Origin of the sequence: Gaiella occulta, assembly GCF_003351045.1 — a bacterium.
Classification (GTDB): Bacteria; Actinomycetota; Thermoleophilia; order Gaiellales; family Gaiellaceae; genus Gaiella; species Gaiella occulta.
This window is the reverse complement of sequence record NZ_QQZY01000002.1, coordinates 524660-547916: the sequence shown is the minus strand read 5'-3', so window position 1 is coordinate 547916 and position 23257 is coordinate 524660. Positions and strand designations below refer to the sequence as shown.

Genomic DNA, 23257 nt, shown 5'->3' with positions numbered 1-23257 from the left:
GGCCGGCGCGGCGGTCTGCGGCCGTCAGTCCCACGGCGGCGGGTTGTGCACCCAGCGGCCGCCGACCATCGTCGCGACGACCTCGACCGTGGCGAGCTCCTCGGGAGGACAGCCGAACGGATCGCGCGAGAGCACGACGAGGTCCGCCAGGAAGCCCGGCAGCAGCCTGCCGCGGCGGCGCTCGTCGCCCGCGAGCCAGGCCGGGTTGACGGTCGAGGCCCGGATCGCCTGCTCCACGGTGAGCGCCTCCTGCGGCCGCCAGCCGGGCCGGTCGTCGAGCGTACGCAGGACGCCGTGGCGGATTCCCGCCAGCGGGTCGAGCTCCTCGACGGGGGCGTCGGACCCGTTCGCGAGCAGCGCGCCCGCCTCCCACAGCGACCGGAATGCATACGCCCCCTCGAGACGGTCGTGCCAGAGCCGCTCGGCCAGATCGCGGTCGGACGGGGCGTGCGTGAACTGGACCGAGCAGGCGACGCCGATGCGGGCGAAGCGCTCGATGTCGGTCGGGTCGAGGCACTGGGCGTGCTCGATCCGGTGGCGCAGCCCGAGCGGCCGCCACACGTCCATCGTGGCCTCGAAGGCGTCGAGCGCCTCGCGGTTGGCGAGATCCCCTATCGCGTGCACGGACACGGGCCAGCCTGCCGCCGCTCCGGCGCGGATGGTCTCCTCGAGCTCGTCGCGGCCGCTGATGCGGACGCCGGAGCCGTCGAGCATGAGCGCGGTCTGCGAGCCGAGCGTGCCGTCCATGAACGTCTTCAGGTAGCCGAGCCGGAGGAAGTCGTCGCCGATGCGCGAGCGCAGGCCGAGAGCCGCGAGCTCGGTGACGCGCTCGGCCGGCAGCGACTGCCAGACGCGGATCGCGAGCCCCTCCCGCTCATGGATGCGGCCGAATATCGCCGCGGCGCCGAGCCACCCGTCCTTGTCGTGGATCGCGCCGACGCCCCGGCTGACTGCGACGCGGATGCCCGCCCGGGTTGCCTCGACCCACTCGTCCTCGCTCACCGTGACGTAGCGCTCGCGAAAGCGCCACGCCGACTCCTCGCGCAGGATGCCCGTCGGCGCGCCGGCGGCGTCCCGCTCGACGACGCCGCCGTCCGCGTCGAGGTCTCCGCCGGCGCGGGCGAGCGCGGCCGAGTTGAGCCAGAGCGAGTGGTAGTCCTTGGCCCACAGCGCCGCCGGCGTGTCGCCGCTGACGGCGTCGAGCGCCTCGCGGTCGGGTTTCTCGGCCCACTCCGCGTCGCGCCAGCCGGTGCCGCGGATCCACGTGCCGTGCCGCGGGTGGCGCGCGACGCGGTCGAGCGCCTCCGCGAGCGAGGCGGCGCCGTCGAGCCGGACGTCGCGCTGCGCGAGCGCCCAGGTCGGGAAGTGGACGTGCGCGTCCGTGAACGCGGGCAGCACGCAGCGCCCGCGCAGGTCGACGCGTTCCGGGCTGGGCAGCGCCCATTCGTGCGTGCCGACGCCGCCCGCGACGAGCGGCCCCGCGAGCGCGAGGGCCCCGCACGTCGCGAGCGACGGGTCCATCGTGCGGATGACGCCGTTGTCGAGGATCACGGCAGGGAGCGACCTTCGGTCCCGGGGCGCGGCGCGCTCACGGCGTCGCCGCCGTGACGCTCGGGGGCGTCGCGCGCGGGTAGCGGGCGCGGACGTCGTCGACGAACGAGGCCAGGCGGTCGGCCGTGGCCGCATCGTGGATCTCGAGCACGTTCTCCGCGTTGCGCTCGCCCGAGCGCGAGAAATTGAACGAGCCCGCGAAGACGATGTCGTCGGCGACGACGACCTTCGCGTGCATGAAGTCGTGCAGCGACTCGGGTGTCCACGGCGTCGAGCGCTTGCCCGAGAACGCGCCGCCCGCGAGCACGGTGGCGAGCAGCGGGATCTTCCACGCGCTCACGCCGTTCGTGCGCCACTGCCGGAAGACCTCGTCCACCTGGGTGTCGTCGATCACGCCGGCGACGTCGCAGCGTCGCTCGTTCACGATCTCGACGAGCGTGGCGAGGATTGGCCCCGAGGTCAGCACCGGCGAGGCGATGCGGATCCGGCGCCGGGCGCGTCCGAGCATCTTCGCCACCCGGTGGGAGAGCACGTCGCCGTACTCGGGGGTGAACCAGGCGCGCAGCTCGACGCCGCCGTCGACCGTGACCGGTCGCGGGTCGACGCGGCCGGTGTGCTCGACGCGGCCGGTCTGCCAGAGCTCGTCGAGGTTGAGGGTGTAGGCGCGCGCGAGCTGCGGCGCCCCGAGCACGCGCACGATCACGTTCTCCTGGTGGCACCACGAGTCGTCCGTCCAGTTCGTCGACCCCGTCCACACGTCGGTGCCGTCGCGCACGGCGTACTTGTGGTGCATGAGATCGGGGATCCCGGCGACGCCGCGCGTCGGGACGGGCAGCGCCTCGATCGCCTCCGGCTTCGTCTCGGGCGGCGGCGGGACGGGGATCGGCCCCGGATGGTCGACGTTGTAGGCGAGGCGGATCGCGACGCCGCGCTGCTGCGCCGCGAGCAGCGACGCGAGCACGAGCCCGCCTGCGTCGCTCTCGAAGCGGACGTCGTACAGCGCGAGGTCGAGCGTGTGCACGGCCGCGCCGAGAAAGCCGGCGAGCTCACGTGCGATGTCGGCCGGTCGCTGCCCGCCGTCCGTGAGCGTGCGCAGCTCGATCGGCATCAGGAGCGCTGCGCGCGCAACGCCGCCTTGCGAGCGCGCTTCGCCGCCTGGTACTCGAGCAGGGCCTGCGGCGAGTCGACGTCGCCGAGCGACGCGTGCGGCGGCACGAGTCCCGCCGCCGCCTCCACGCCGAAGCGCTTGGCGAGCACGGCGGCGATCGTCGTCACCTTCGTCGCGCCGAAGCCCGGCAGCTCCTCGAGCCGCCGTCGCAGGTCGTCGCCGTCGGCGGCCTCGCTCCACACGCGCGCCGCGTCGCCGCCGTACGTGCCGGCGATGACCGCGCAGTGCTCGCGCACGCGCCTCGCCATGCTCGCGGGGAAGCGGTGCAGCGCCGGCTTCGCGCGGAACGCCTGCTCGAGCTCCTCCGCGTCCATCGCCGCGATCCGGCTCGCGTCGAGGCCGCCGATCCGCCGGGAAAGCTCGAGCGGGGACGCGAACGCCTTCTGCGCGGGCACCTGCTGGTCGAGCACGAACCCGATCGTGAGCGCGAGCGGCTCCCGGGCGAGGAAGGCGTCGGCCTCGGGATCGCCGCTGAAGTGGAGGGCCGCCGGTCTCGTGGGTGCCATCGCCGGATCCTATCTCTGCGCTCCGCGGCCGGGGATCGCGTCGCTCCCTCTCCCCGGGTTCGCCGGAGTACCCTCCGCGCGTGGACCCGCTCGCCGCCCCCCTCACCGGGACCGACCGGCTCGACGCGGATCTCGGAGCCGGTCTGCGGCTGCCGTACGTGTCACCGCCGGGGTCACCGTCGCGCTCGAGGACATGCGCGAGCCGGGCTCGAACCCCGGGCTCGCGCAGCCGCTGTTGCCCGGCGACGTGGAGACGGCCTCCGGCTCCGAGGCGTCCGCCCGCTCGATCTGGCGCTCGAACCACCCCGTTCTCCTCGACCTCGTGCGGACGCCGGGTTTCTCGCCGGGCCCCGCCGCGCCGTCCTCGGGCCGTGAGCGTCCGCTACCGTCGCACGCGGTGAACCTGTTCCGCTTCATCCCCGGCTACGAGGACGAGATCTTCGTCGCCGGCAAGGAGCCGCTCCTGCTCCTGCTCCTGTCGTTCCTGCTCGCGTTCGCGCTCACCCGGCTCTACACGCGCCTCGCCCGCCGGCACGGGTGGGGCAGCGGCCGCCTCGCCGGCGTCCACGTGCACCACATGGTGCCCGGCCTCGTCCTCGTACTGCTCGCCGGGATGATCAGCTTCTCGAGCTACCGGAGTGCGGCCGTCGTCGACGTCTGCGCGATCGCGTTCGGGATCGGCGCGGCGCTCGTGCTCGACGAGTTCGCGCTCGTGTTCCACCTCGACGACGTGTACTGGGAGCACGAGGGCCGCCAGTCGGTGGTGGCGGCGGTGCTCGGCGCGGCGGCCGCGACGCTGATGCTCGTCGTCACGGCCCCGTTCGGCATCCACAACGGGGCGTTCGGGGAGCGCAGCCGCCTGTTCGCGTTCGCCTATCTCGCCTCCAACTCGCTGTACGCGATCGTCTCGCTGCTGAAGGGGAAGCCGTTCGTGGGGCTCGCCGCCATCTTCTTCCCGTTCGTCGGGCTCGTCGGCGCCGTGCGGCTCGCCCACCCTGCGTCGCCGTGGGCGCACCTGTTCTACGACGAGCACAAGCGCGAGCGGGCGCGGGAGCGGTTCAGACACTGCCCGGGCCAGCGCATGCGCAACCGGGTCGTCAACGCGCTCGGGGGCTTCCAGCACGGCCCGCACTCGCCCGGCGCATAGCCGGGCTGCTCGTCAGAGCGAGACGAGCAGGCCGAGCACGACGCCGAAGAGGAGGTGCGGAACCTCGCCTGCGCGAACGCCCGCCGGATGGAAGCGATCGGCCGGCAACGTCGGCGGCTCGACGAGACCCCAGGCCGCCGCCGGGGCCGGCCCGCCGACGAGGATTCCGGCCCCCCGTCCCGTAAGCCGATGCGTGGCACCTCGCTCTCCGCATCTCCACCATGCCCTGCGCGCATTCGTGCTCGGCGCCTTCGCGTTCCTGCTGCGCGAGCTCGACGAGGGCGGCGACCTGCCCGCGGCGTTCGTCGAGCACGAGCATCGCGGCGGGCCGGCGCTGTACGAGTACCGCCCTCTCGTGCGGCCCTTCGTCGAGGAGCGCGCCGAGCGGCTGCGGGGCCGCGACGACGCGACGCTCGCGCTCGAGGAGCTGTGCCGCGAGCCTGCCGCCGGGATCTTCGCGCGCGCCCACGCGGGCGCCCGCCCCTCCGAGGACGAGGCGCTGTTCCGCACGGTGCTGCTCGGACTGCTCGTCTCGACCGCCGAGGCGTGCGGAGGCTTCGACTGGGACGACGCGGCCTTCGACCGCGCCTACGCCGAGCTCGAGCGCTCGCTGTTCGGCGAGCGCCGCGCGTACGTCGCGGTGGCCCCTCTCGTCGGCCTCTCGGCCGGGACGCAGGTCAGGCTCGCACCCGGCCTGCGCGTGCGCGCGGTCGCCGACGGCGAGCTCGCGCGCCACTGGCCCGAGGCGTCGTCGATGCTGCCGCCCGGCTTCGGACACGAGGCCGACCGCTACTGCGTGCTCGAGCTGCGCGCGGGGCTCGGGCCGGGCGAGGACCCGCCCGACGCTCCGGCCGAGCTGGCCGACGCCGTCAGCGCCGTGCGCCTTGCGACGGCCGCGCCGCTGGCGGCCGGGCCGGTGCTGTTCGAGACGCTCGACGGGCGCCCGTTCGGGATCCGTCCGGTGCTCCCGATCGCCGCCACGCAGCCGCCCGGCGAGCCCACGCGGCTGGACGTCTTCCGCGGCGGCCTCGCGGGCGAGCTGCTCGCGCGTCTCGCTTGCGCCGACGCGGACACGCCGCTGGCGGAGGCTCTCGACCGCTGGGAGCTGTCGCTGTTCCAGCACGACCCGTTCCGCTCCGAGCAGGTGCGCTCGTCGCTCGCGGCTCTCCTCGGCGACACGTGGCCGCTCCGCGCCACCGTCCTGCTCGAGGACGACCCGCAGGCGCGGCGCGCGCTCCACGACGACCTCTCGTCGCTCGCGGCGGGTGGCGCCGCCTCGCCTGCCGCGGTGGACGCGGTGCGGCGGGCGCTCGTCGAGGTGCTCCGGCGCGCCGATCGCCGGTCGCTCGTACACGAGCTCGACGGCGCGCTGCTCGGCCTCGCCGAGCGGCCGCGGGTGCGCCTCGCCGTGTAGGCCCGGCCGCCCTTGAGGAGCGCCGGGGCGGGGACGCCGAGTACGCTCGTCCGATGGGCCGCCTGATCCTGCTCACCGGTGCGACGGGCTACGTGGGAGGGAGGCTCCTGCACGCGCTCGAGCGGCGCGGCGAGCGGGTGCGCTGCCTCTCGCGCCGGCCCGAGATGCTGCGCGGGCGGGTCGCCTCCGAGACCGAGGTGGTCGCGGGAGACGTGCTCCGGCCCGAGACGATCCCGCCCGCGCTCGACGGCGTCGACACCGTCTACTACCTCGTCCATTCGATGAGCTCGAGCCGGCCCTTCGACGAGGCCGACCGGATCGCGGCGGAGGCGTTCGCGCGGGCCGCGCGCGAGGTCGGGGTGCGGAAGATCGTCTACCTCGGCGGGCTCGGCGCCGGAGACCTCTCCGCGCACCTCGCGTCCCGCCAGGAGGTGGGCAGGATCCTGCGTTCCTCCGGCGTGCCGACGATCGAGCTCCGCGCGTCGATCGTGATCGGGTCGGGCAGCGCCTCGTTCGAGATGATTCGCGCGCTGGTCGAGAGGCTGCCGCTGATGGTGACCCCCCGCTGGGTGCGGGTGCGGGCCCAGCCGATCGCGATCGAGGACGTCCTCGCCTACCTGCTCGCGGCGCTCGACCACGAGCCGGACGGCGGCGAGCTCTACGAGATCGGCGGCGCCGACGCGCTCGCCTACGTCGACCTCATGCGCGAGTACGCGCGGCAGCGCGGGCTGCGCCGCACGATGATCCCGGTGCCCGTGCTCACGCCGCGGCTCTCGAGCCTGTGGCTGTGGCTCGTCACCCCGGTGTACGCAGGCGTCGGCCGCAAGCTCGTGGACTCGCTGCGCAACGAGACCGTCGTTCGCGACCGGAAGGCGCTCGAGGTCTTTCCCGTGCGGCCGCGAGGCGCGGCCGAGGCGATCGCACGGGCCCTGGCCTTCGAGGACGCGTCGATCGCCGAGACGCGCTGGTCGGACGAGGCGTTCGCGCAGCAGCAGTCCTACGGCGGCGTCCGCCACGGCTCGCGGCTCGTCGACGCGCGCACCCGCGCGGTGCCGGTGCCGCCGGAGCAGGCGTTCGCGCCCATCCAGCGGATCGGGGGCGAGAGCGGCTGGTACGCCGGCGCGCTGCTGTGGCGCCTGCGCGGGTTGCTGGACGCCCTCGTCGGCGGGCCCGGGCTGCGGCGCGGCAGGCGCGACCCCACCGGCGTCAGGGTCGGCGACACGATCGACTTCTGGCGCGTCGAGGCCTTCGAGCAGGACCGGCTGCTGCGCCTGGCCGCGGAGATGAGAGTGCCCGGGCGGGCGTGGCTGCAGTTCGAGGTCTCGCCGGACGGCCGCGGCGGCTCCGTCGTCACGCAGACGGCGATCTTCGATCCCGCCGGCCTCTTCGGCCTCGTCTACTGGTACGCCCTGTGGCCGTTCCACGGCTACATCTTCGGCGGCATGCTCCGGCAGCTGGCTGCCGCCATGCGCGCCGGCCATGCCGGCGGCCCGGGGCGGCCGCGCAGCTGACACCGAGCTGACACAGAGTTGGCACGGACCCGTTGCAGCTCCTCCCGTAGCGTTCGGGACATGGAGGAGGCCCGCAAGGTGATCGAGCGACTGGAGCGGATCGAGGCGCTCGACCGCGCGACGGCCGACCCGGCGGAGCTGCTCGCGGAGGTACGCGGCCTCCTCCACGACGCGGAGGCGTGGGTGCGGGTGGAAGGGGGTGACGAGGCCGAGGACGCGGTGGAGCGGTTGCGCAGGGCTCTCGCGCGGGAGGCTGTCGCCGTGTAGCGGCAGAGGACCGCTCCGCCGCGATCGCGCAGGCGTCGCCCTTCTCCCCCGGCCGATTGGGGCAGTAGGGTTGCGGCGTGATCACGCACTGGGACGAGGTCGAGGGCGTCCGGCGCGAGCGAGGGCACATCGCCGCGACGTGGCGGTCGCTCACCGGGTCGAGCTCGGTGACCGTGGGCGTGAGGCGGATCACGATCGATCCCGGCTGCTGGTCGACGCCGCTGCACATGGAGGGATCCGAGGAGGAGATCTTCTACGTGCTCGCCGGCGACGGCATCTCGCTCCAGGACGGCGGCGGCGGCGCGGAGGCATACGCGGTGGGTGCGGGCGACTGCCTCGTGCACCTGGCGCTCGAGCATGCGCACACGCTGCGGGCGGGCGACGCCGGCCTCGACGTGCTCGCGTTCGGGCAGCGCCACTACGCGGCGAACACGCTGCTGCCGCGCGCCGGCGTGTCGTGGCTCGGGCCCACCTGGGTGCTCGAGGGTGCGCCGGAGGACCATCCCTGGGCCCGCGAGGCGGCGCTCGGGCCGCCCGAGGTGGGCGCGCTCGCCGAGCGCCCGGCACGGATCGTGAACGTCGACGACGTCGAAGAGAGCGGGCGTACGGGGGCGACCGTGTCGCGGCGGAGCCGTGACCTCGGCAGCGCCGCCGGCTCGCTGCGCACGGGGATCGAGCTCTACGACGTCGACCCGGGCATGCTGATGAACCCGCCGCACAGCCATTCGGCCGAGGAGGAGATCTTCGTCGTTCTCGACGGCAGCGGCAGCGCCGAGCTTTGGCCCCACCCTCGCGCCGCCGCCGTCGCCGGGGGCGGGTCGAGCCCCGACGAGCAGCACCCCCTTCGCGCCGGACATGTGGTCGCGCGGCCGGCCGGCAGCGGGCGCCCGATGGGCGTCCGCGCCGGGCGCGACGGCCTGCGCGTGCTCGCCTATGGCACGCGCGACCCGAACGACATCACCTACTACCCTCGCTCAGGCAAGGTGAGCCTGCGCGGGGTCGGCGTGATCGGCCGCCTCGAGCAGCTCGACTACTGGGACGGAGAGGATTGACAGCGTCTTGAAGGAGAGCCGGGGACAGCGGTGAACGAGGGTGCGTCATGGGTTTCGTCCGTCTGCTGCCGCGGTCCGCGTCGCGAACCGAGAGCGCCGTCCTCGAGGCGGAGCTCGAGCGCGCGCCCGAGGTGCCCGTGAGCGACCTGCTCAGCGAGCCGCCGGAGCCCGCGCAGGACGCCGTCGTGTCCGCCGCCGCACCCGTGCTCACGCCGGCCCCCGTGCAGGTGCCGGCCCCCGTGGCCGCGGTGCCCGGCGCTACCGGCACGCGCGTGATCGTGCTCGCGAACCAGAAGGGTGGCGTCGCGAAGACGACGACGACGATCAACCTCGGTGTCGCGTTCAAGGAGATGGGCTACCGGGTGCTGCTCGTCGACCTCGATCCGCAGGGCAACCTGACGATGAGCCTGGGACTCAACCCCGACACGATCGAGACGTCGATGTTCGACGTGCTCGTGCGCAAGATCCCGATCTCGGACGTGATCGCGCGGCGCGAGGTCGACCTGGCCGTCGCATCGATCGACCTGGCGGGCGCGGAGCTCGCGCTGGCGGCGCTGATCGGCCGCGAGCGCTCGCTCGAGAAGGCGCTCGTCGAGGTGCGCGACCGCTACGACTTCATCCTCGTCGACACGCCGCCGTCGCTCGGCCTGCTCACGATCAACGCGTTCGTCGCCGCCACCGGCGTGATCGTGCCCGTCCAGTGCGAGTACCTCTCGCTGCGCGGCCTCGTGCAGCTCGAGAACACGCTCGCGATGGTGCGGGAGAACCTCAACCCGCGCGTCGGCGTGGAGGGGATCGTGCCGACCATGTACGACGGCCGCACGCTGCACGCGCGCGAGGCGGTCGAGATCCTCGAGGAGAACTTCGGCGACCTCGTCTACCGAACCCGCATCCGCAAGACGGTGCGCTACGCCGAGGCGCCCGTGAAGGGCAGCTCGGTGCTGAAGTACGACCCGGCGGGTGCCGCCGCGGAGGCGTACCGCGAGCTCGCAAGGGAGGTGCTCCATGGCACGCAAGCGCGCGAGCATGCGTGAGGGCCCGCTCGCCGAGCTCTTCCGGGCGACCGAGGCCGCGCAGCGCCGGCAGGGCGACGAGGGCGCGGCCGGGCCGGCGGCGCCCGCGCCCGACCAGCAGAGCCTGATCGAGCCCGCCGCCGCAGCGCAGCCGGTGCCGCCGCCCGTGCTCGATCCGCGTGAGCAGGCCGCGCTCGAGGAGACCGTCGAGCACGTCCACGACTTCGCCGAGGAGCCGCCCGCCCGCATGGAGCCCGAGCCGGAGCCGGAGGCCGCCGCGGCGCCGGCGCCCGCCCGCGCCGCGAAGGCCGCCCGTCGCGCCCCGGCGCCGAAGCCCGACCGGCCGTACGAGCCGCCGGCAAGCCGTTTCCTGCATTCGATGCCGGAGGGCGCTCCGCGCCTGAACGTCGGAGGCGAGGCCGCGTCGTATCTCGCGGTGATCCGCGTCGTCGGCGTCGGCGGCGGCGGCCTCAACGCCGTCAACCGCATGATGGACGCCGGCATCGCCCAGGTCGACTTCGTCGCGGTCAACACGGACATGCAGCAGCTCAACCTGTCGGATGCGCCCGTGAAGATCCACATCGGCGAGCAGCTGACGCAGGGCCTCGGCTCGGGCGCCGACCCGGAGACGGGGCGCAAGGCGGCGGAGGAGGCTTACGACCAGGTGCGCCATGCGCTGCGCGGCTCGGACATGGTGTTCGTGACCGCGGGCGAGGGCGGCGGCACCGGCACCGGAGCCGCGCCGGTGGTGGCGCGGATCGCCCGCGACCTCGGCGCGCTGACGGTGGGGATCGTGACGACGCCGTTCCGGTTCGAGGGCACGCGGCGCCGCCAGGCGGCGGACGCGGGCGTCGAGGCGCTCCGCGCAGCCTGCGACACGGTGATCGTGATCCCGAACGACCGCCTGCTCGAGGTGCTCGACCGCTCGACCTCCATGGTCGACGCGTTCAAGATCGCCGACGACGTGCTGCGACAGGGCGTCCAGGGCATCTGCGACCTGATCACGATGCCGGGGCTGATCAACCTCGACTTCGCCGACGTGCGCACGATCATGTCGGACGCCGGCTCGGCGCTGATGGGGATCGGCTACTCGGAGAGCGCGAACCGCGCGCGCGAGGCGGCCGAGCGCGCGCTCAAGTCGCCGCTCATCGACACGGAGATCGTGGGCGCCAAGGGCATCCTGCTCTCCATCGCCGGCGGCGAGGATCTGACCCTGCTCGAGGTCAACGAGGCGGCCGAGGTCGTGCGCCGGGCGGCGACCGACGACACGAACATCATCTTCGGCGCGACCGTCGACGAGCGCCTCAACGGCCAGGTGTGGGTGACCGTCATCGCCACCGGGCTCGGCGGCAGCCACCGCCGCGCCTACACGCCGTCGTCGCTTGCCGGCGCGGTCGCGGGCCCGCGCTCGTCGCCCCGCAGCAGCGACACGGAGCTGCCGAGCTTCCTGCGCTGACAGGCGGCCCCTCCTTCGCGGCACGGGTGGGACGCGGAGAGCCCGGATCGGGACGGAGCCGTGTGCTGCCGGAGCGTCCCCTCCGGCGTACGACTCCGTCCTCGCCCAGCCCGCCCCGCCGGCGCGGCGTCATGCCGATTCGAGCTGTGAGGGAGGCTCAGACGACCGGCGGGAGAACGGTTGCGCCGAAGGCGGCCGCGAGGCCGAGCGAGGCGGCGCCCGCGGCCGCGAGACGCACGTACGGGCGGCAGAGCCGCCCGGAGAGCAGCAGGCCGCCGGCGAGCCCGACGGCGACGGCGGTGAGCAGCTCGACCGCCGCGAAGGCGATGCCGACCGACAGCGCCGTGCCCGAGCCGATGCCCTGCGCGCCGAGCGCGAGCGCAACCGCGGCGCTCGCGACGCCGACGTTGCCCGGCGTGAGCGGCATCACGGCCGCGAGCTCGACCGCCGGGACGAGGATCAGCGCGGCCCGGAGGGGATGGTCGATGCCGAGCGCCGCCACGATCGCCGCCGCGGCGGCGACCTTCGTCGCGGCGCCGAGCAGCGCCCATGCGGCGACGACCGCGAGGTCTCGCGGCGAGGAGGCGAGCGCGCGGAAGGCGACGAGGATCTGGTCGAGGCGGCGCGGCAGCGCGACCCGCCGGGCCGTGCACGCGGCCGCAGCCGCGGCCACGACGACGGCGCCTGCCGCGAACAGCGGCCAGGCGGGGAGGACGCCGGCGGCGGAGCCGATCGCGACGAGCGCCCCGAGCCAGACGATGCGCGTGACGCCGACCGCGGCAGCCGCCCCGCCGACCGTCCAGCACCCTCCGGCGCTGACGCGGCCGAACAGGGCGATGCGTACGGCGGAGCCGATGTGGGCGGGTGCGACGGCGTTGAGCCCGCAGCCGATGCCGTAGCGCGCGCCGGCGTCGGCGATGCCGAGCGGGGTGCCGGCGGCGCGCAGCGCCGCGCGCCATGCGAGCGCGCCGCAGACACTGGTGCCCGCGAACGCGAGGCCGGCGGCCCAGAGCCAGGCGGGGCTCGCCGCACCGAGTCCGGCGATCGCGCTGCCGACACGGCCGCCGAGCAGCGAGGGGCTCGCGCAGAGCCCGGCGAGGACGGCGAGCGAAAGCCCTGCCGTCACCATATGCCGCGTGGAGTAGTGGCTTCGCATCAGGCCGCACTACGGGATTCGGCATCCCGGCGCTGCGGCTTGAGGATCGTCACGCTATCGAGGGTAGCTGCCGCTCGGACGCGCCGACGGCCGGGCTGCCCGCGTGTGCCACGGCGCGGCCCCTGCCGGCGGGCGCCGATCGAGCCGCCGCGCGGCCCGGCGTCCGCCGCGCCGCCCGGAGCTCGACGAGCCGCCGCGCGCCTCTACGCTCTGCGCATGCGTGGCGCCGTCGCAGCCGGCAATCCCCACACCGCCGCGGCGGGCGCGCGGGCGCTCGCGGCCGGCGGCAGCGCGGTCGACGCGGTCGTCGCCGCCGCGTTCGCGGGGTTCGTCGCGGAGGGGCCGCTGACCGGCCCTGCCGGCGGCGGCTTCCTGCTCGTCCGCGAGGCCGGCGGCGAACCGCTGCTGCTCGACTGCTTCTTCGCGGTGCCGTCGGTCGCCCGCGGCGTGATGGACGAGGTCGTGATCGACTTCGCCGGCGCGTCGACGCAGGTGTTCCACGTGGGAGAGGAGTCGGTCGCCGTGCCGGGGCTGGTCGCCGGCCTCGAGCACGCGCATCGGGCGCACGGGAGGCTCGCGTGGTGCGATCTCGTGCAGCCGGCGGTCGAGCTCGCTCGCCGCGGCGTCGAGATGAACGGCCCGCAGCGCTTCCTGCTCGAGATCCTCGTGCCGATCCTGGAGCGCAGCGAGGCCGGCCGCCTCATCTACGGCCGCCACGGCCGCGCCGAGACGGCCACGATGGCAGGCGGGCTCGAGCGGCTGCGCGACGACCCTGCCGCCGCCGTCGCCGAGCTGCTGCCCGAGCTCGCGGGCGACATCGCGTCCTACCGCCCGCGCGAGCTCGTGCCGCTCGAGGCGCGCTTCGCGGGCGTGCGGGTCGTCACGTGCCCCGCGCCGTCGCGCGGCGGCGCCGTCGTCGTCGCCGCGCTCGCGGAGCTCGACAGGATCGGCCTCGACCCGGAGCCGGGCAGCGCCCGCTGCGCGTCCGCGCTGGCGCACTCCCTGGCGGCGGGGTACGGCGGCGGCGCCGCGACCGCGCGCCCGACCGGGACGACGCACATCTCCGTGCTCGACGGCGACGGCAACGCGGCGGCGCTCTCGTCCACGCTCGGATCGGGCTCCGGCGTCTTCCGCAACGGCTTCCAGCTCAACAACATGCTCGGCGAGCTCGACGTGATCGGCAGCGAGCCGCGCCGGCCCGGCTCGCGGCTGCCGAGCATGATGGCGCCGACGCTCGTGCTCGATGCCGGCCGCCCGCGTCTCGTCGTCGGCAGCGCCGGCTCGGTGCGGCTGTCCGGCGCGATCGTGCAGACCATCGCGGCCGTGGTGGGGCAGGGGCTCTCCGTCGAGGACGCGATCGGCAGCCCGCGGCTGCACGTGGAGGAGGGCGCCGTCCACCTCGAGGGCGGGTGGACGGAGGCGGCTGCCGACCGCTTGCGGAGCGACGGCTGGCGCGTCGTGCCGTGGTCGGGGCGCAACCTCTTCTTCGGCGGCGTCTCGGCGGTGGAGCTGCGAGCGGACGGGCAGCTCGCCGCCGCGGGCGATCCACGGCGCGGCGGTCACGGGGTGGTCGTCCCGTGATCAGGATCCGCCCCGCGCAGCCGGGCGACGCGGGCCCGCTCGTGGAGCTGACGAGCCAGGTGAGCAGCGAGGAGGGCGCGTGGCTTCTGGCCTCCGAGGCCCGGCGCAGCGTCGGCGAGGAGAGGCGGTATCTGAAGGCGGTGCGGCGGGCTCATCAGCATGCCGCCGTGTACGTCGTCGTGGACGGGGAGAGGATCGTGGCGCGCCTGTCGCTCGCGCGCGACCCGCATCCCGCGAGCCGGCACGTCGCCGACCTGGGGCTAATGGTCGCCGCCTCGCACCGCCGGCGCGGCATCGGGAGATCGCTGCTCGAGCAGGCGGTCGTGTGGGCGCGCGGCGCGGGCGTGACGAAGCTCGAGCTGCACGTCTTCCCGTGGAACGAGCCCGCGATCCGCCTCTACGAGACGTTCGGCTTCACCCGCGAGGGGCTGCGCAGAGGCCACTACGTGCGGGACGGCGTGCAGGTCGACGTGATCCTGATGGCCTACCACGTGCCCGCCTGACCCTGCGGGCGACCGGCTCCGCCCTCCACCGCCGTCGTCTCTCATGACAACAGCATGGCGCACGACGTGTGCCGTGTCCGTGCCGCCTGTGCGCCGGCTTCGTGACGGAGCGCGTCAGTCCGGGCGCAGTGCGCGCGGCAGCACGAGCGCCGTCAGCGTGGCGCCGCCGGCCGCGAGCGCGCTCCAGCACGCGACGCCGGTTTCGAGCGTCGCGAGCGCCCCGGTGGGAAACGTCGCCGGCCCGGGGGGCGCGAGCAGGCGGGCGAGCTCCTGCAACCCGGGGTTGTGGCCGATCAGCATCACCGCCGCGGCCTCGTCGGGAAGGGCGCGCACCCGCTCGAGCAGGTCGTTCGCGGAGGCGTGGTAGAGGCCGGGTTCGACGCGCACGCGCGGGCCGCCGAGGGCGGGCAGCACGCGGTCGAGGGTGGCGCGGGCACGGGCGGCGCTCGAGCACAGCACGAGATCCGGCCTGACGCCGTGCTCCTCGATCCAGCGCGCCGTCGCCCGCGCCGCCTTGCGCCCGCGTGGCGCGAGCGGGCGCTCGTGGTCGTCGAGCTGCGGGTCGTCCCGGCTCGACTTCGCGTGGCGCAGCAGGTAGAGGCGCCTGGTCACCGCGCGCCGTCCGCGTGCAGTGCCCGCGTGAAGGCGGCGACGCACCACCGGTGCCGCTCGCCGGGGACCGGCGAGTCGCGCCGCCAGGCGCCGCCGAGCACACGAGCGACGAGCGCGCGATCAGGCACCGCGCCTCCAGCCCCGCACGAGCGACTGCTGCGCGTCCGTCTCCGGCGAGCGACGGGCGCCGGGGATGCCGGCCCGCAACTGCGCGATCCGCGCGAAGGCGGCGCCATGGTCGGCGATCGGCCTGCGCACGTGCCGCGCGCGCTCGAGCAGCGCCGCGTACGGCTCGAGCTCGCCGGGCTCGGTGAGGTCGACGAACAGGGTCACGCCCGCGGCCTCGAGCTGCGCCGTGCGCCGCGGCGTCTCCCGCGCGGCGGATGCGCCGGGGTAGGGCCCGGCGAGCAGCCGGTCGGCGACCTCGTAGGCGCGGGCAAGCGCTGGCACCGGGCGAGCGTACCCGGGGCTAGCGCCGGGCGCTCGGCCGCGTGATGCGTCCGGCGCGTCCACCGTTCTCGTCGCGGCTGAACGCCGACAGCTGCAGGAGCTCGGCGGCGAGCGCGAGCCCGGAGCCGATCACGCCGGGGCCCTGCAGCCGCACGTCGTCGCCGAGGCCGGCCGACCGCTGCTCCGCACGGGGCGCGTCGGCGATCTCGTCGAGGAAGCCGGCGATCCGCGCCGGATGGGTGGCGGGCCCGTCGAGCTGTTCGAGCGCATCGAGCAGGTAGCCGCGCCGCAGCTTCGGCCACAGCCGGGCGAACGCCTCGGGGCGCGAGACCCAGTCGAGGCAGAGCGTGTCGCCGATGCCGAGCACGGCGCCGCACTGGCCGGGCTCGAGCGGGAACGCGTGCTCGAGCGCCCTGAGAGCGCCGGAGTGCGAGCGGAACGTGTCCGCGTTCGCCGCCGTCGGCGATTCCACGCGCATGCGCGCCGCCTTCTCGTGGACGGCGTCCCACACCTCGGCCTGCGCGAGACCGCGGGCGAGCGGGGCGGAGGCGAGCCTCTCCGCCTTGCGGCGGCGCAGCTCCGGGTGGGAGGCGTGCGCGGCGGAGCCGAAGAGATGCGAGCGGCGCGACCAGCGTCCCTGCTCGACGCAGGAGACGGGGATCGGCAGCGTCGAGCGCGCCTCGACGAGCACCGTGACGTTGAGGATGCGGTTCTGCTTGGCGCCGACGAGCTCCTCGCCGTCGTAGAGCAGCACGCGCTCGTCGAGCGGGTTGGCGACGGCGAGCTCGGGCACGCTGCCGTCGTCGCTCACCTCGGTGATGCGCAGGCCGCGCGGGAGCGCCTCGTCGAGGGTGAGGTAGGCGGCGACCGGCGTCCGGCGTGGGAACAGCGCGGTGACGACGATGCCCCGCTGCTCGCGCGGCTCGCCGAGCTGAAGCGTCTGCTGGATCATGGCGGGCTCCTTTCCCTGTCGGCGAGGAGTCCGCGTCGGGCGCCCGCGCTCTTACGGCCTCGCGTGCGGCGGCTCGCGCCGCGCCGCGAGCTCCTCGCGCACCGCCTGCCAGGCGGCGCCGGCGGAGAAGCCGCGCCGCACGAGGAACGCGACGGCCCTGCGCCGGGCGGCGTCGTCGGCGACCGCCCGGCGGGCGAGCGCGGCGCGCGCGAGCTCCGCCTCGTCCTCGTCGCCGTAGGCGTCTCGCAGGGCCGCCTGCGCGTGCTCGGCGCCGATCCCGCGCGCTCGCAGTGTCTGCTCGGCCCGCCGCCTGCCGTAGCCGCGCCCGCGCATGCCGCGGGCGAGCCGGCCCGCGAGCTCGGCGTCGTCCAGGTACCCGTAGCCGGCGGCCGCGGCGATCGCCTCGCGCGCGAGCGCCTCGGGCACGTCGCGTGCCGCCAGCTTGCGCTCGATCTCGCTGACCGACTGCGCCTTCGCCGCGAGCGAGCGCACGACGAACAGACGCGCCCGCGTGCGGGCGACGGCCTCTTCGATCGCGATGCGGCGGGCGTCGTCGATCTCGTCGCCGTCGGCGGCGCCGATCTCGGCGAGGGCGTCCGGCTCGACGCGCAGCCATGCCTTCCCGTCGAGCCGCAGCGCGACGGAGCGTGCGCGCCGCCTGCCGCGCTCCCCGTCGCCGTCGTGCTCGATCGTGAGCCGTGCCACACCGCGAGGCTACGCGAGCCCGCGCCCGCCGGGCCGCCCGGCAGCGTTCGCCGGGCACGCCGTCGCGCGGACAGGCAGAGTTGCGTCATGAGGGATCCCGACCGCAACGTCGTCGGCGGCGACCTGCTGCCGTGCTCGAGCGAGCCGCTGACGGGTTTCTTCCGCAACGGCTGCTGCTCGACAGGCTCGGAGGACGCCGGCAGCCACACGGTCTGCGCCGTGATGACCGAGGAGTTCCTCGCGTTCAGCTTGCGGGCGGGGAACGACCTGTCGACGCCGCGCCCGCAGTGGGGCTTTCCCGGCCTGCAGCCGGGCGACCGCTGGTGCGTGTGCGCGGCGCGCTGGCTGGAGGCGTACCGCGCGGGCGCGGCGGCGCCGGTGGTGCTCGGCGCGACGCACGAGCGCGCGCTCGAGATCGTGCCGATCGAGGCGCTCACCGCCCACGCGGCAGCGTAGCGCGCTGCCGGCCGCGCACGTGTTGTGCGCAATTTGCGGAGATTTCGGCGCGGGGGATCTTGCCAGGGGCGCTGGCGCCCCGTAGCTTCCCGTGTGCACCGAGCACGGGGCACCTGAGGTTGAAGGCCTCCCGAGCGACTGAAGCGCAAGCGACGGTTGGTCGGGTGGCTGGACGAGGGAGCCACCGGCCCGGTGCATTTTTTCTTGCCCCGGCATCCGCCCCCCGGGGCGCCGGCGCCCCGGGGGCCGCGGTGGGGATCAGCCGCCCGGCCGCGCCCGCGCGAGGACGACGACGGGGATGGCGCGGGTCGTGCGCCGCTCGTAGGCGGCGTAGCCCGGGTAGGTCGCGACGATCGCGGGCCAGAGGCGGGCGCGCTCCTCGGCGCCGGCCGTGCGCGCCGTCACCTCGTGGCGCTCCCTGCCGATCGTCACGGTCGCCTCCGGGTGCGCGCGCAGGTTGAGCAGCCAGCCCGGCGCGCGCTCCTCGCCGCCGTTGGAGCCGACCACGAGCAGGTCGTCGCCGTCGCGGAAGTAGGTGAGCGGCGTCGTGCGCGCCGTGCCCGTCCGCCGCCCCGTGGTCGTGAGCAGCAGCACGGGCATGCCGGCGACGCGGCCGAGCACGCGGCCGCCGCTTGCCCGGTAGACGAGCCGGTGCGCGCGGCCCATCGTCTTGATCGCCGCCCGGCGCAGGCCCATCGCGTCCCGGTCCGCTAGGCCGTCACGGCGTAGGCGCGCTGCCGTGCGGGCCGCGCTTCGAGGCGGTCGACGTACGGAACGATGCCGGCGGGCAGCTCGGCGAGCTCCGCGCTGCGGGCGAAGCCGAGCACGGCGCCGGCGACGATGTCGGCGACCGAGAACGTGTCCGCGACGAGGTGCTCGCCCGCTCCGACGGCCGTCTCGAGCGGCGCCACCGCGGCGACGAAGCGCGCGCGGGCGCGATCGACGATGCCGGCGTCGGGCTCGCCCTCGTCCTTCCAGCGCTGCCGCGCGATGTCGACGAGCGGGGCCTCGAGCTCGGTCATCGCGTAGAAGCACCACTGGTACTGCAGCGCGCGCTCGTGCGAGCCGGGGGCCGCGACGAGCCCGGCGTCCGGGTGCAGGTCGGCGACGTGGAGGACGAGCGCGGCCGACTCGAACAGGGGGCCGCCGTCGCTCTCGAGCACCGGCGCGCGGCCGAGCGGGTGCAGGGCGCGGTACTCGGGCGTCTGCTTGTGCTCGCGGGAGATGACCGTGAGGTCGTAGGGGGCGCCGATCTCCTCGAGCAGCCAGAGGACGCGGGTCGAGCGGGAGCGGGGCTGATGGTAGAGGCGCATGCCGCGACACTACCGCGCCGCCCCTGGCGCCGTCGCGCGGTTTGCGCTTCCGGAGGCGGCTTGCTAGGTTCGTGTCGCGATGTTGCTCGACGGCTAGGTCATCCGCTGCCGCGGGCCCCCTCCGGGAGGGCCTCGCAGCCGTACCGTCCTCGGTCGTCTCGTCCTGGAAGGAGCAACGTCATGCAGCACGCCGCCGGCTCGCCCGCATCCGTGCCCGCCGTCGAGGTGGAGGGGTTGCGCAAGGAGTTCCGCCGCCGTATCCGCGCGCAGGAGGCGGGACGGTTCAGGCGCCGCTACCGCGCCATGCCGGCGCTGAAGGACGTCACGTTCACGATGGAGCGCGGCGAGTGCGTCGCCGTCCTCGGCCAGAACGGGTCGGGCAAGTCGACGCTCGTGCGCCTGCTCTCCACCCTGCTGCTGCACGACGGCGGCAGCGCCCGCGTGTTCGGCCACGACGTGTTCACCGACCAGCGTGCCGTGCAGCGGCTCGTCAACCGCGTGTCGGTGGAGGCGTCGTTCTTCAAGAAGATGTCGGCGGCCGAGAACCTCGGCTATGCGGCGCGCTTCTACGGCATGACGTCCGCCGACACGCGCGAGGCGATCCCGCACATCCTCGGGCGCGTCGGCTTCCCGCCGGAGCGGCGCGGCGAGCCGATGGAGAACCTGAGCCGCGGCATGCAGCAGAAGGTGGCGCTCGCCCGGGCGCTCCTGACGAGCCCGGTGCTGCTCCTGCTCGACGAGCCGACGACCGGCCTCGATCCGCGCTCGAAGCGCGAGGTGCAGGAGTTCGTGCGCGAGGTGCGCGCGCAGCACGACGCGACGATCCTGCTCTGCACGCACGATCTCGCGGAGGCGGAGGCGCTGGCGGACAGGATCGGGGTGCTCGACCGCGGCGAGCTGCTCGCGCTCGAGCCGGCCGCCGAGCTGATGCGCCGCTACGGCGCCGCGACGCTCGAGGAGGCGTTCTTCGCCGCCACCGGGCGCACGTTCGAGGACGAGGGAGGAGACGACGAGAGGGAGGTGTTCGCCTGATGCGCGCCATCGCCGTGTCTCTGCGGCACGAGCTGATCGGGCTCGGCGGCGTCGTCGAGCGCAACGTGTATCTCACGCGCCGCTACATCTGGTGGGATCTCGCGTTCTTCGTGTGGACGGTGGCGAACACGCTCACGATCGTGTTCATCGCGAAGGGCATCGACGCGACGGGCGGCTCGATCGACGTCGAGCGGGCGACGGCGACGCTGCTCATCGGCGCCGTCGTGTGGGCGTACCTCGGCATCATCTTCGAGTTCATCACCGAGACGGTGGCGTGGGAGCGCTGGGAGGGCACGATCGAGTACACGTTCATGGCGCCGCTGTCGCGGGCCATGCACCTGGGCGGTTCGGGCGTGTTCGCGGTGCTGTACGGCCTCGTCCGCGCGATCCTGCTGTTCTTCGTGGTGGCGCTGTTCTTCGGGCTGTCGCTGCCGGACGCGAACTTCGCGGCGGCGCTCGTGATCCTGCTCGTCGCGTCGGTGTCGTTCTTCGGCATCGGCATGATGACGGCGGTGCTGCCGCTGATCTCGCCCGAGAAGGGCGCGCAGCTCGGCTTCGTGGCGCAGGGGATGCTGCTCGTCGTCTCGGGCGTCTACTACCCGGTGAGCGTGCTGCCGACGTGGATGGAGTGGGTCTCGAAGATCTCGCCGGCGACGTACGCGCTGCGCGGCATCCGCGCCTCGATTCTCGAGGGCGAGGGCGTCGCGTGGGGGAACGTGTGGCCGCTGCTCGTGATCGGCGTCGTCTCGATCCCGCTCGGCCTCGGCGTGTTCCGACGAGGCGAGATCTACGCGAAGCGGCACGGCAAGCTGAAGCGATCGGGGTGAGCGGGGCGGCGGCGCCGCGAGGCGCCGTTCGCCCGCCGTCTGGCCTCGTAAGATCGAGACGTGTCCGGCCTGACTCTCTCTGCGATGCACGATGCGAGGGACGCGGAGGACACGAGATTGCTCGCGGCCGGCGAGATCGGCCTGCTCGTCGAGAGCTACTACGGCGTGATCATCGACCGCTGCCGCGCGAAGGCGCGCGGCAACGAGGAGGCGGCGCTCGAGATCGCGGGCGCGGTCGCGGAGCGGCTGCTGTCGGAGCTGAAGCGCGGCCGCGCCTACCGGGTGCCGTTCCGCGTCGTCGTGCACAAGGTGATCGACTGGAAGGCGGCCGAGCACTACCGGCGGCGGGACGTGGCGATCGTCGAGCTCGACGAGGACCACGTCGACGGGTCGGCCGCCGACCCGTTCGCGAAGTTCGAGAGCGACTACGACCTCGACCTGCTGTTCGAGGGGCTGTCGCCGCGCGAGCGCCAGGTGATGGAGCTGCGCTGGCGCGAGGGGCTCGCGATCGAGCAGGTCGCGCAGCGGCTCGAGATGACCCGCAACGCGGTCGACCAGGCGCTGCACCGCGCGCTCGTCAGGCTCCGTGAGAAGGTCTGCGCATGAGCGGCACGAGCGTCGAGAGGCTGTTCGACGAGTTCGCGGCCGCGTACGCGCGCGGCGAGCGGCCGGATGTGGCGGCTGTGCTGGCGCGGGCCGGGGAGGAGGCGGACGCGCTCGCATCGCTTCTCGACGCGTTCCTCGCCGCCGTGCCGGCGCGGGAGACGAGGGCGGAGGACGTCGAGCTGATGCAGGCGCGGCTCGCGGGCGAGCCGCCGCTCCTCGCGCTGCGGCTGCGGCGCCGGCTCACGCGCGACGCCGTCGTCGACGCGCTGATGGGCCTGCTCCGGCTCGACCCGGGCAAGCGCACGAAGGTGCGCGCGTACTTCTCCGACCTCGAGGCCGGCGTGCTCGACCCGAAGGGCGTCGCTCCGGCGGTGTGGGACGCGCTCGGCAAGGTCCTCGGCGCCGACGCGGTCGCCCGCGCGCTCGCCGGCGGCAAGGGTGTCTCGCTCTCGGTCGAGACGGCGTACTACCGGGTGGCCGGCAAGCCCGAGCTCGCCGGCGCGGATGCGGTGGCGCCCGCGCCGCCCGCCGCCGGGCCGGATCGACCCGACGAGATCGACCGCCTCTTTACTTCCGGCAACTGAGGGTCGATGATGGACGCGTCCGTGACGAGCACCTACGAGGATCCGCGCGCGCATGCCGTCCGCGAGCGATACCTCGACATCTTCGGCGGGCCCGAGCTGCCCGTCCCCGTCGAGGCGATCGCCGAGGACATGCTCGGCCTGCGCATCGAGGAGAGCTGGGAGCTCGGCGACTGCTCCGGCGTGCTGCTGCCCTCCAGGCGGCGGATCCTGCTCAACGCCGCCGAGCGCGCGCACGGCGACGTGCCGATCCGCCGCCACCGCTTCACGGTCGCCCACGAGGTCGGCCACTGGGTGTGCCACTGCCTGGAGGGGCGGGCGGCCGTGCAGCCCGCGGCGCTGTGCCGCAAGGTCGACCTGCGGCTCGACGCCGATCGGGCGCTCGAGCGCGAGGCGAACATCTTCGCGAGCGAGCTGCTGATGCCGGAGGCGGCGGTGCGGGCGGTGTGGGGGGAGCTCGTGGCCCAGAGCCACGAAGTCGATCCGGCGGCCGTGTGCGCCGAGCGCCTGGATGTGTCGCCGGTCGCGATGGGGTGGCGGCTGTTCAACCTCGGGCTGGTGGAGGAGAGGCCGGTTTGAGCGGTGAGCCTGCCCTGGGCAGCTTGGCGCGGCGCGGCGCGGCGCGGCGCGGCTTCCGTCATCGAAGACGATCTCGAGCGCGACGTACTCGTTGCGAGCCGCTTCCGCTTGCGTGAGGGTCGGGTACTCGCCGAGCAGGTTGCCGGTCGGCTTGCTGATCAGGACGTACATGGGCTCAGCGTCCATCGTCACATCGAACCATCCGTTCGAGAAGGAGGCCCGGAGCGGCCCAGACCGTCACATGGCCGGCTCGACCGGTGGCCGCCCAGGCGGAGCCGGACGTCGACAGATCGAGAATCGCCGTGAGGGGGCGGAGGCCGAACCGTCGCCGAACACGGTCGAGCGCGGTACGGGATCGAAAGACGGAGATCCCGGTCGCGCGCACGAACAGCGCACGCGGATAGGGCAGCCCGAGCGCTTCGTGGGAGCGAACGTCGTCCAGCGCCGGTGCGCAGGCGCGAACCGCCCGGTACACGTGGCCGTCGAGTGCGGCGCCGTCGTGCCATGGACTCGGGTGTGCCCGACCGAGCGAGCGTCCCACTACGGCGCGGTCGACTGCTCGGTCTCCTCGTCGGCTGCAGGATGGACCTCGCCGAGGACACGCGCGATCGCGTGCGCCTCGTCGCTGTCGTCGTCGAAGAGGATGCCTTCGACCGCGGGCACGGTCCACGGGCTTCCATGCGGGTCGATCGCGGGAGGCTCGTGTGTGGATGCGCGCTCAGCCACCGCGCGTCTCCATGCCTGGTTGATCCGCGCCGCACTCGGTCACGTCCATAGGAGGCCGCGGGAACGGCGACTCGCTCGGGCGGGGTTGGGGCG

General features: G+C 74.5%; 27 protein-coding genes. 15 read left to right on the top strand and 12 right to left on the bottom strand.

Going from position 1 to position 23257, the window contains the following annotated elements; all coding sequences use genetic code 11:
* Positions 1–24 precede the first annotated feature (24 nt).
* Genes Gocc_RS06390 through Gocc_RS06380 form a run of 3 tightly spaced genes read right to left on the bottom strand, consistent with a single transcriptional unit; the run spans position 25 to position 3225 of the window.
* A complete protein-coding gene (locus Gocc_RS06390) occupies positions 25–1551 on the bottom strand; it encodes an amidohydrolase (protein ID WP_181813427.1) in 1527 nt (508 codons plus the stop codon).
* Positions 1552–1588: 37 nt separating this feature from the next.
* Positions 1589–2659, bottom strand: coding sequence for a phospholipase D-like domain-containing protein (locus Gocc_RS06385; protein ID WP_114795677.1), 1071 nt, complete (start codon positions 2657–2659; stop codon positions 1589–1591).
* Complete coding sequence (locus tag Gocc_RS06380; protein ID WP_114795676.1) at positions 2659–3225, bottom strand: HhH-GPD-type base excision DNA repair protein; 567 nt, start codon at positions 3223–3225, stop codon at positions 2659–2661. Before Gocc_RS06380 ends, Gocc_RS06385 begins: the two co-directional genes overlap by 1 nt.
* Before the next feature lie 193 nt (positions 3226–3418).
* Between Gocc_RS06380 and Gocc_RS06375 the strand changes: the two genes are divergently transcribed.
* The 7 genes from Gocc_RS06375 (at position 3419) to ftsZ (ending at position 11085) form a co-directional block, all read left to right on the top strand.
* Complete coding sequence (locus Gocc_RS06375) at positions 3419–4372, top strand: hypothetical protein (protein ID WP_114795675.1); 954 nt, start codon at positions 3419–3421, stop codon at positions 4370–4372.
* 193 nt (positions 4373–4565) lie between these two features.
* Positions 4566–5786 carry a hypothetical protein gene (locus Gocc_RS06370; RefSeq protein ID WP_114795674.1) on the top strand — a complete coding sequence of 407 codons (1221 nt, stop codon included), beginning with the start codon at positions 4566–4568 and terminating at the stop codon, positions 5784–5786.
* 53 nt (positions 5787–5839) lie between these two features.
* Entirely contained in the window at positions 5840–7297 is a 1458-nt protein-coding gene (locus Gocc_RS06365) for an SDR family oxidoreductase (protein ID WP_114795673.1), read from the top strand.
* A 60-nt stretch (positions 7298–7357) separates the two neighbouring features.
* Positions 7358–7564: a hypothetical protein gene (locus Gocc_RS06360; RefSeq protein WP_114795672.1), complete on the top strand. Its 207-nt coding sequence runs from the start codon at positions 7358–7360 to the stop codon at positions 7562–7564.
* Between the two features lie 77 nt (positions 7565–7641).
* A complete protein-coding gene (locus Gocc_RS06355; protein WP_114795671.1) occupies positions 7642–8616 on the top strand; it encodes a cupin domain-containing protein in 975 nt (324 codons plus the stop codon).
* Positions 8617–8663: 47 nt separating this feature from the next.
* Positions 8664–9650: a ParA family protein gene (locus tag Gocc_RS06350; RefSeq protein ID WP_114795670.1), complete on the top strand. Its 987-nt coding sequence runs from the start codon at positions 8664–8666 to the stop codon at positions 9648–9650.
* Positions 9622–11085 (top strand): cell division protein FtsZ, encoded by a 1464-nt coding sequence (ftsZ, locus tag Gocc_RS06345; RefSeq protein ID WP_220150479.1) that lies wholly within the window; start codon positions 9622–9624, stop codon positions 11083–11085. The genes Gocc_RS06350 and ftsZ overlap by 29 nt, the downstream gene beginning before the upstream one ends.
* Before the next feature lie 157 nt (positions 11086–11242).
* Here ftsZ and Gocc_RS06340 read toward each other — a convergent pair whose 3' ends face one another.
* Positions 11243–12214, bottom strand: coding sequence for a lysylphosphatidylglycerol synthase domain-containing protein (locus Gocc_RS06340; RefSeq protein WP_181813426.1), 972 nt, complete (start codon positions 12212–12214; stop codon positions 11243–11245).
* A gap of 243 nt (positions 12215–12457) precedes the next feature.
* Between Gocc_RS06340 and Gocc_RS06335 the strand changes: the two genes are divergently transcribed.
* Positions 12458–13822, top strand: a complete 1365-nt coding sequence (locus Gocc_RS06335) for a gamma-glutamyltransferase (protein WP_114795669.1) — start codon at positions 12458–12460, stop codon at positions 13820–13822.
* Positions 13819–14325, top strand: coding sequence for a GNAT family N-acetyltransferase (locus Gocc_RS06330; protein ID WP_181813425.1), 507 nt, complete (start codon positions 13819–13821; stop codon positions 14323–14325). The genes Gocc_RS06335 and Gocc_RS06330 overlap by 4 nt, the downstream gene beginning before the upstream one ends.
* Before the next feature lie 114 nt (positions 14326–14439).
* Here the strand turns inward: Gocc_RS06330 and Gocc_RS06325 are convergent, their stop codons facing one another.
* From Gocc_RS06325 to Gocc_RS06310, 5 genes are read right to left on the bottom strand one after another with little or no spacing between them, the layout of a single operon-like run.
* Positions 14440–14937, bottom strand: a complete 498-nt coding sequence (locus tag Gocc_RS06325) for a SixA phosphatase family protein (RefSeq protein ID WP_114795667.1) — start codon at positions 14935–14937, stop codon at positions 14440–14442.
* Positions 14934–15065: a hypothetical protein gene (locus tag Gocc_RS16890; RefSeq protein ID WP_281268425.1), complete on the bottom strand. Its 132-nt coding sequence runs from the start codon at positions 15063–15065 to the stop codon at positions 14934–14936. The genes Gocc_RS06325 and Gocc_RS16890 overlap by 4 nt, the downstream gene beginning before the upstream one ends.
* Positions 15058–15387, bottom strand: coding sequence for a hypothetical protein (locus Gocc_RS06320; protein ID WP_114795666.1), 330 nt, complete (start codon positions 15385–15387; stop codon positions 15058–15060). Before Gocc_RS06320 ends, Gocc_RS16890 begins: the two co-directional genes overlap by 8 nt.
* A 19-nt stretch (positions 15388–15406) precedes the next feature.
* Positions 15407–16339 (bottom strand): ARPP-1 family domain-containing protein, encoded by a 933-nt coding sequence (locus Gocc_RS06315; protein ID WP_114795665.1) that lies wholly within the window; start codon positions 16337–16339, stop codon positions 15407–15409.
* 51 nt (positions 16340–16390) lie between these two features.
* Positions 16391–17044 (bottom strand): RecX family transcriptional regulator, encoded by a 654-nt coding sequence (locus Gocc_RS06310; protein WP_114795664.1) that lies wholly within the window; start codon positions 17042–17044, stop codon positions 16391–16393.
* A gap of 87 nt (positions 17045–17131) precedes the next feature.
* Between Gocc_RS06310 and Gocc_RS06305 the strand changes: the two genes are divergently transcribed.
* On the top strand, positions 17132–17500 hold the full coding sequence (locus tag Gocc_RS06305; protein WP_114795663.1) for a DUF2237 family protein: 369 nt from the start codon (positions 17132–17134) through the stop codon (positions 17498–17500).
* A 258-nt stretch (positions 17501–17758) separates the two neighbouring features.
* Here the strand turns inward: Gocc_RS06305 and Gocc_RS06300 are convergent, their stop codons facing one another.
* Positions 17759–18196 (bottom strand): nitroreductase/quinone reductase family protein, encoded by a 438-nt coding sequence (locus tag Gocc_RS06300; RefSeq protein ID WP_114795662.1) that lies wholly within the window; start codon positions 18194–18196, stop codon positions 17759–17761.
* Positions 18197–18210: 14 nt separating this feature from the next.
* Positions 18211–18813: a glutathione S-transferase family protein gene (locus Gocc_RS06295; RefSeq protein ID WP_114795661.1), complete on the bottom strand. Its 603-nt coding sequence runs from the start codon at positions 18811–18813 to the stop codon at positions 18211–18213.
* A gap of 180 nt (positions 18814–18993) precedes the next feature.
* Between Gocc_RS06295 and Gocc_RS06290 the strand changes: the two genes are divergently transcribed.
* Genes Gocc_RS06290 through Gocc_RS06270 form a run of 5 tightly spaced genes read left to right on the top strand, consistent with a single transcriptional unit; the run spans position 18994 to position 22438 of the window.
* Positions 18994–19845: an ABC transporter ATP-binding protein gene (locus Gocc_RS06290; RefSeq protein WP_114795660.1), complete on the top strand. Its 852-nt coding sequence runs from the start codon at positions 18994–18996 to the stop codon at positions 19843–19845.
* Positions 19845–20672, top strand: a complete 828-nt coding sequence (locus tag Gocc_RS06285) for an ABC transporter permease (RefSeq protein WP_114795659.1) — start codon at positions 19845–19847, stop codon at positions 20670–20672. The genes Gocc_RS06290 and Gocc_RS06285 overlap by 1 nt, the downstream gene beginning before the upstream one ends.
* Positions 20673–20732: 60 nt before the next feature.
* Positions 20733–21278 (top strand): RNA polymerase sigma factor, encoded by a 546-nt coding sequence (locus tag Gocc_RS06280; RefSeq protein ID WP_114795658.1) that lies wholly within the window; start codon positions 20733–20735, stop codon positions 21276–21278.
* Positions 21275–21862, top strand: a complete 588-nt coding sequence (locus Gocc_RS06275) for a hypothetical protein (RefSeq protein WP_114795657.1) — start codon at positions 21275–21277, stop codon at positions 21860–21862. Before Gocc_RS06280 ends, Gocc_RS06275 begins: the two co-directional genes overlap by 4 nt.
* 21 nt (positions 21863–21883) lie before the next feature.
* The gene (locus Gocc_RS06270; RefSeq protein WP_181813424.1) at positions 21884–22438 is read left to right on the top strand and encodes an ImmA/IrrE family metallo-endopeptidase; all 555 of its coding nucleotides are present in this window, start codon (positions 21884–21886) and stop codon (positions 22436–22438) included.
* 540 nt (positions 22439–22978) lie between these two features.
* Here the strand turns inward: Gocc_RS06270 and Gocc_RS15645 are convergent.
* Positions 22979–23164: a hypothetical protein gene (locus Gocc_RS15645; RefSeq protein WP_147281200.1), complete on the bottom strand. Its 186-nt coding sequence runs from the start codon at positions 23162–23164 to the stop codon at positions 22979–22981.
* Positions 23165–23257 lie beyond the last annotated feature (93 nt).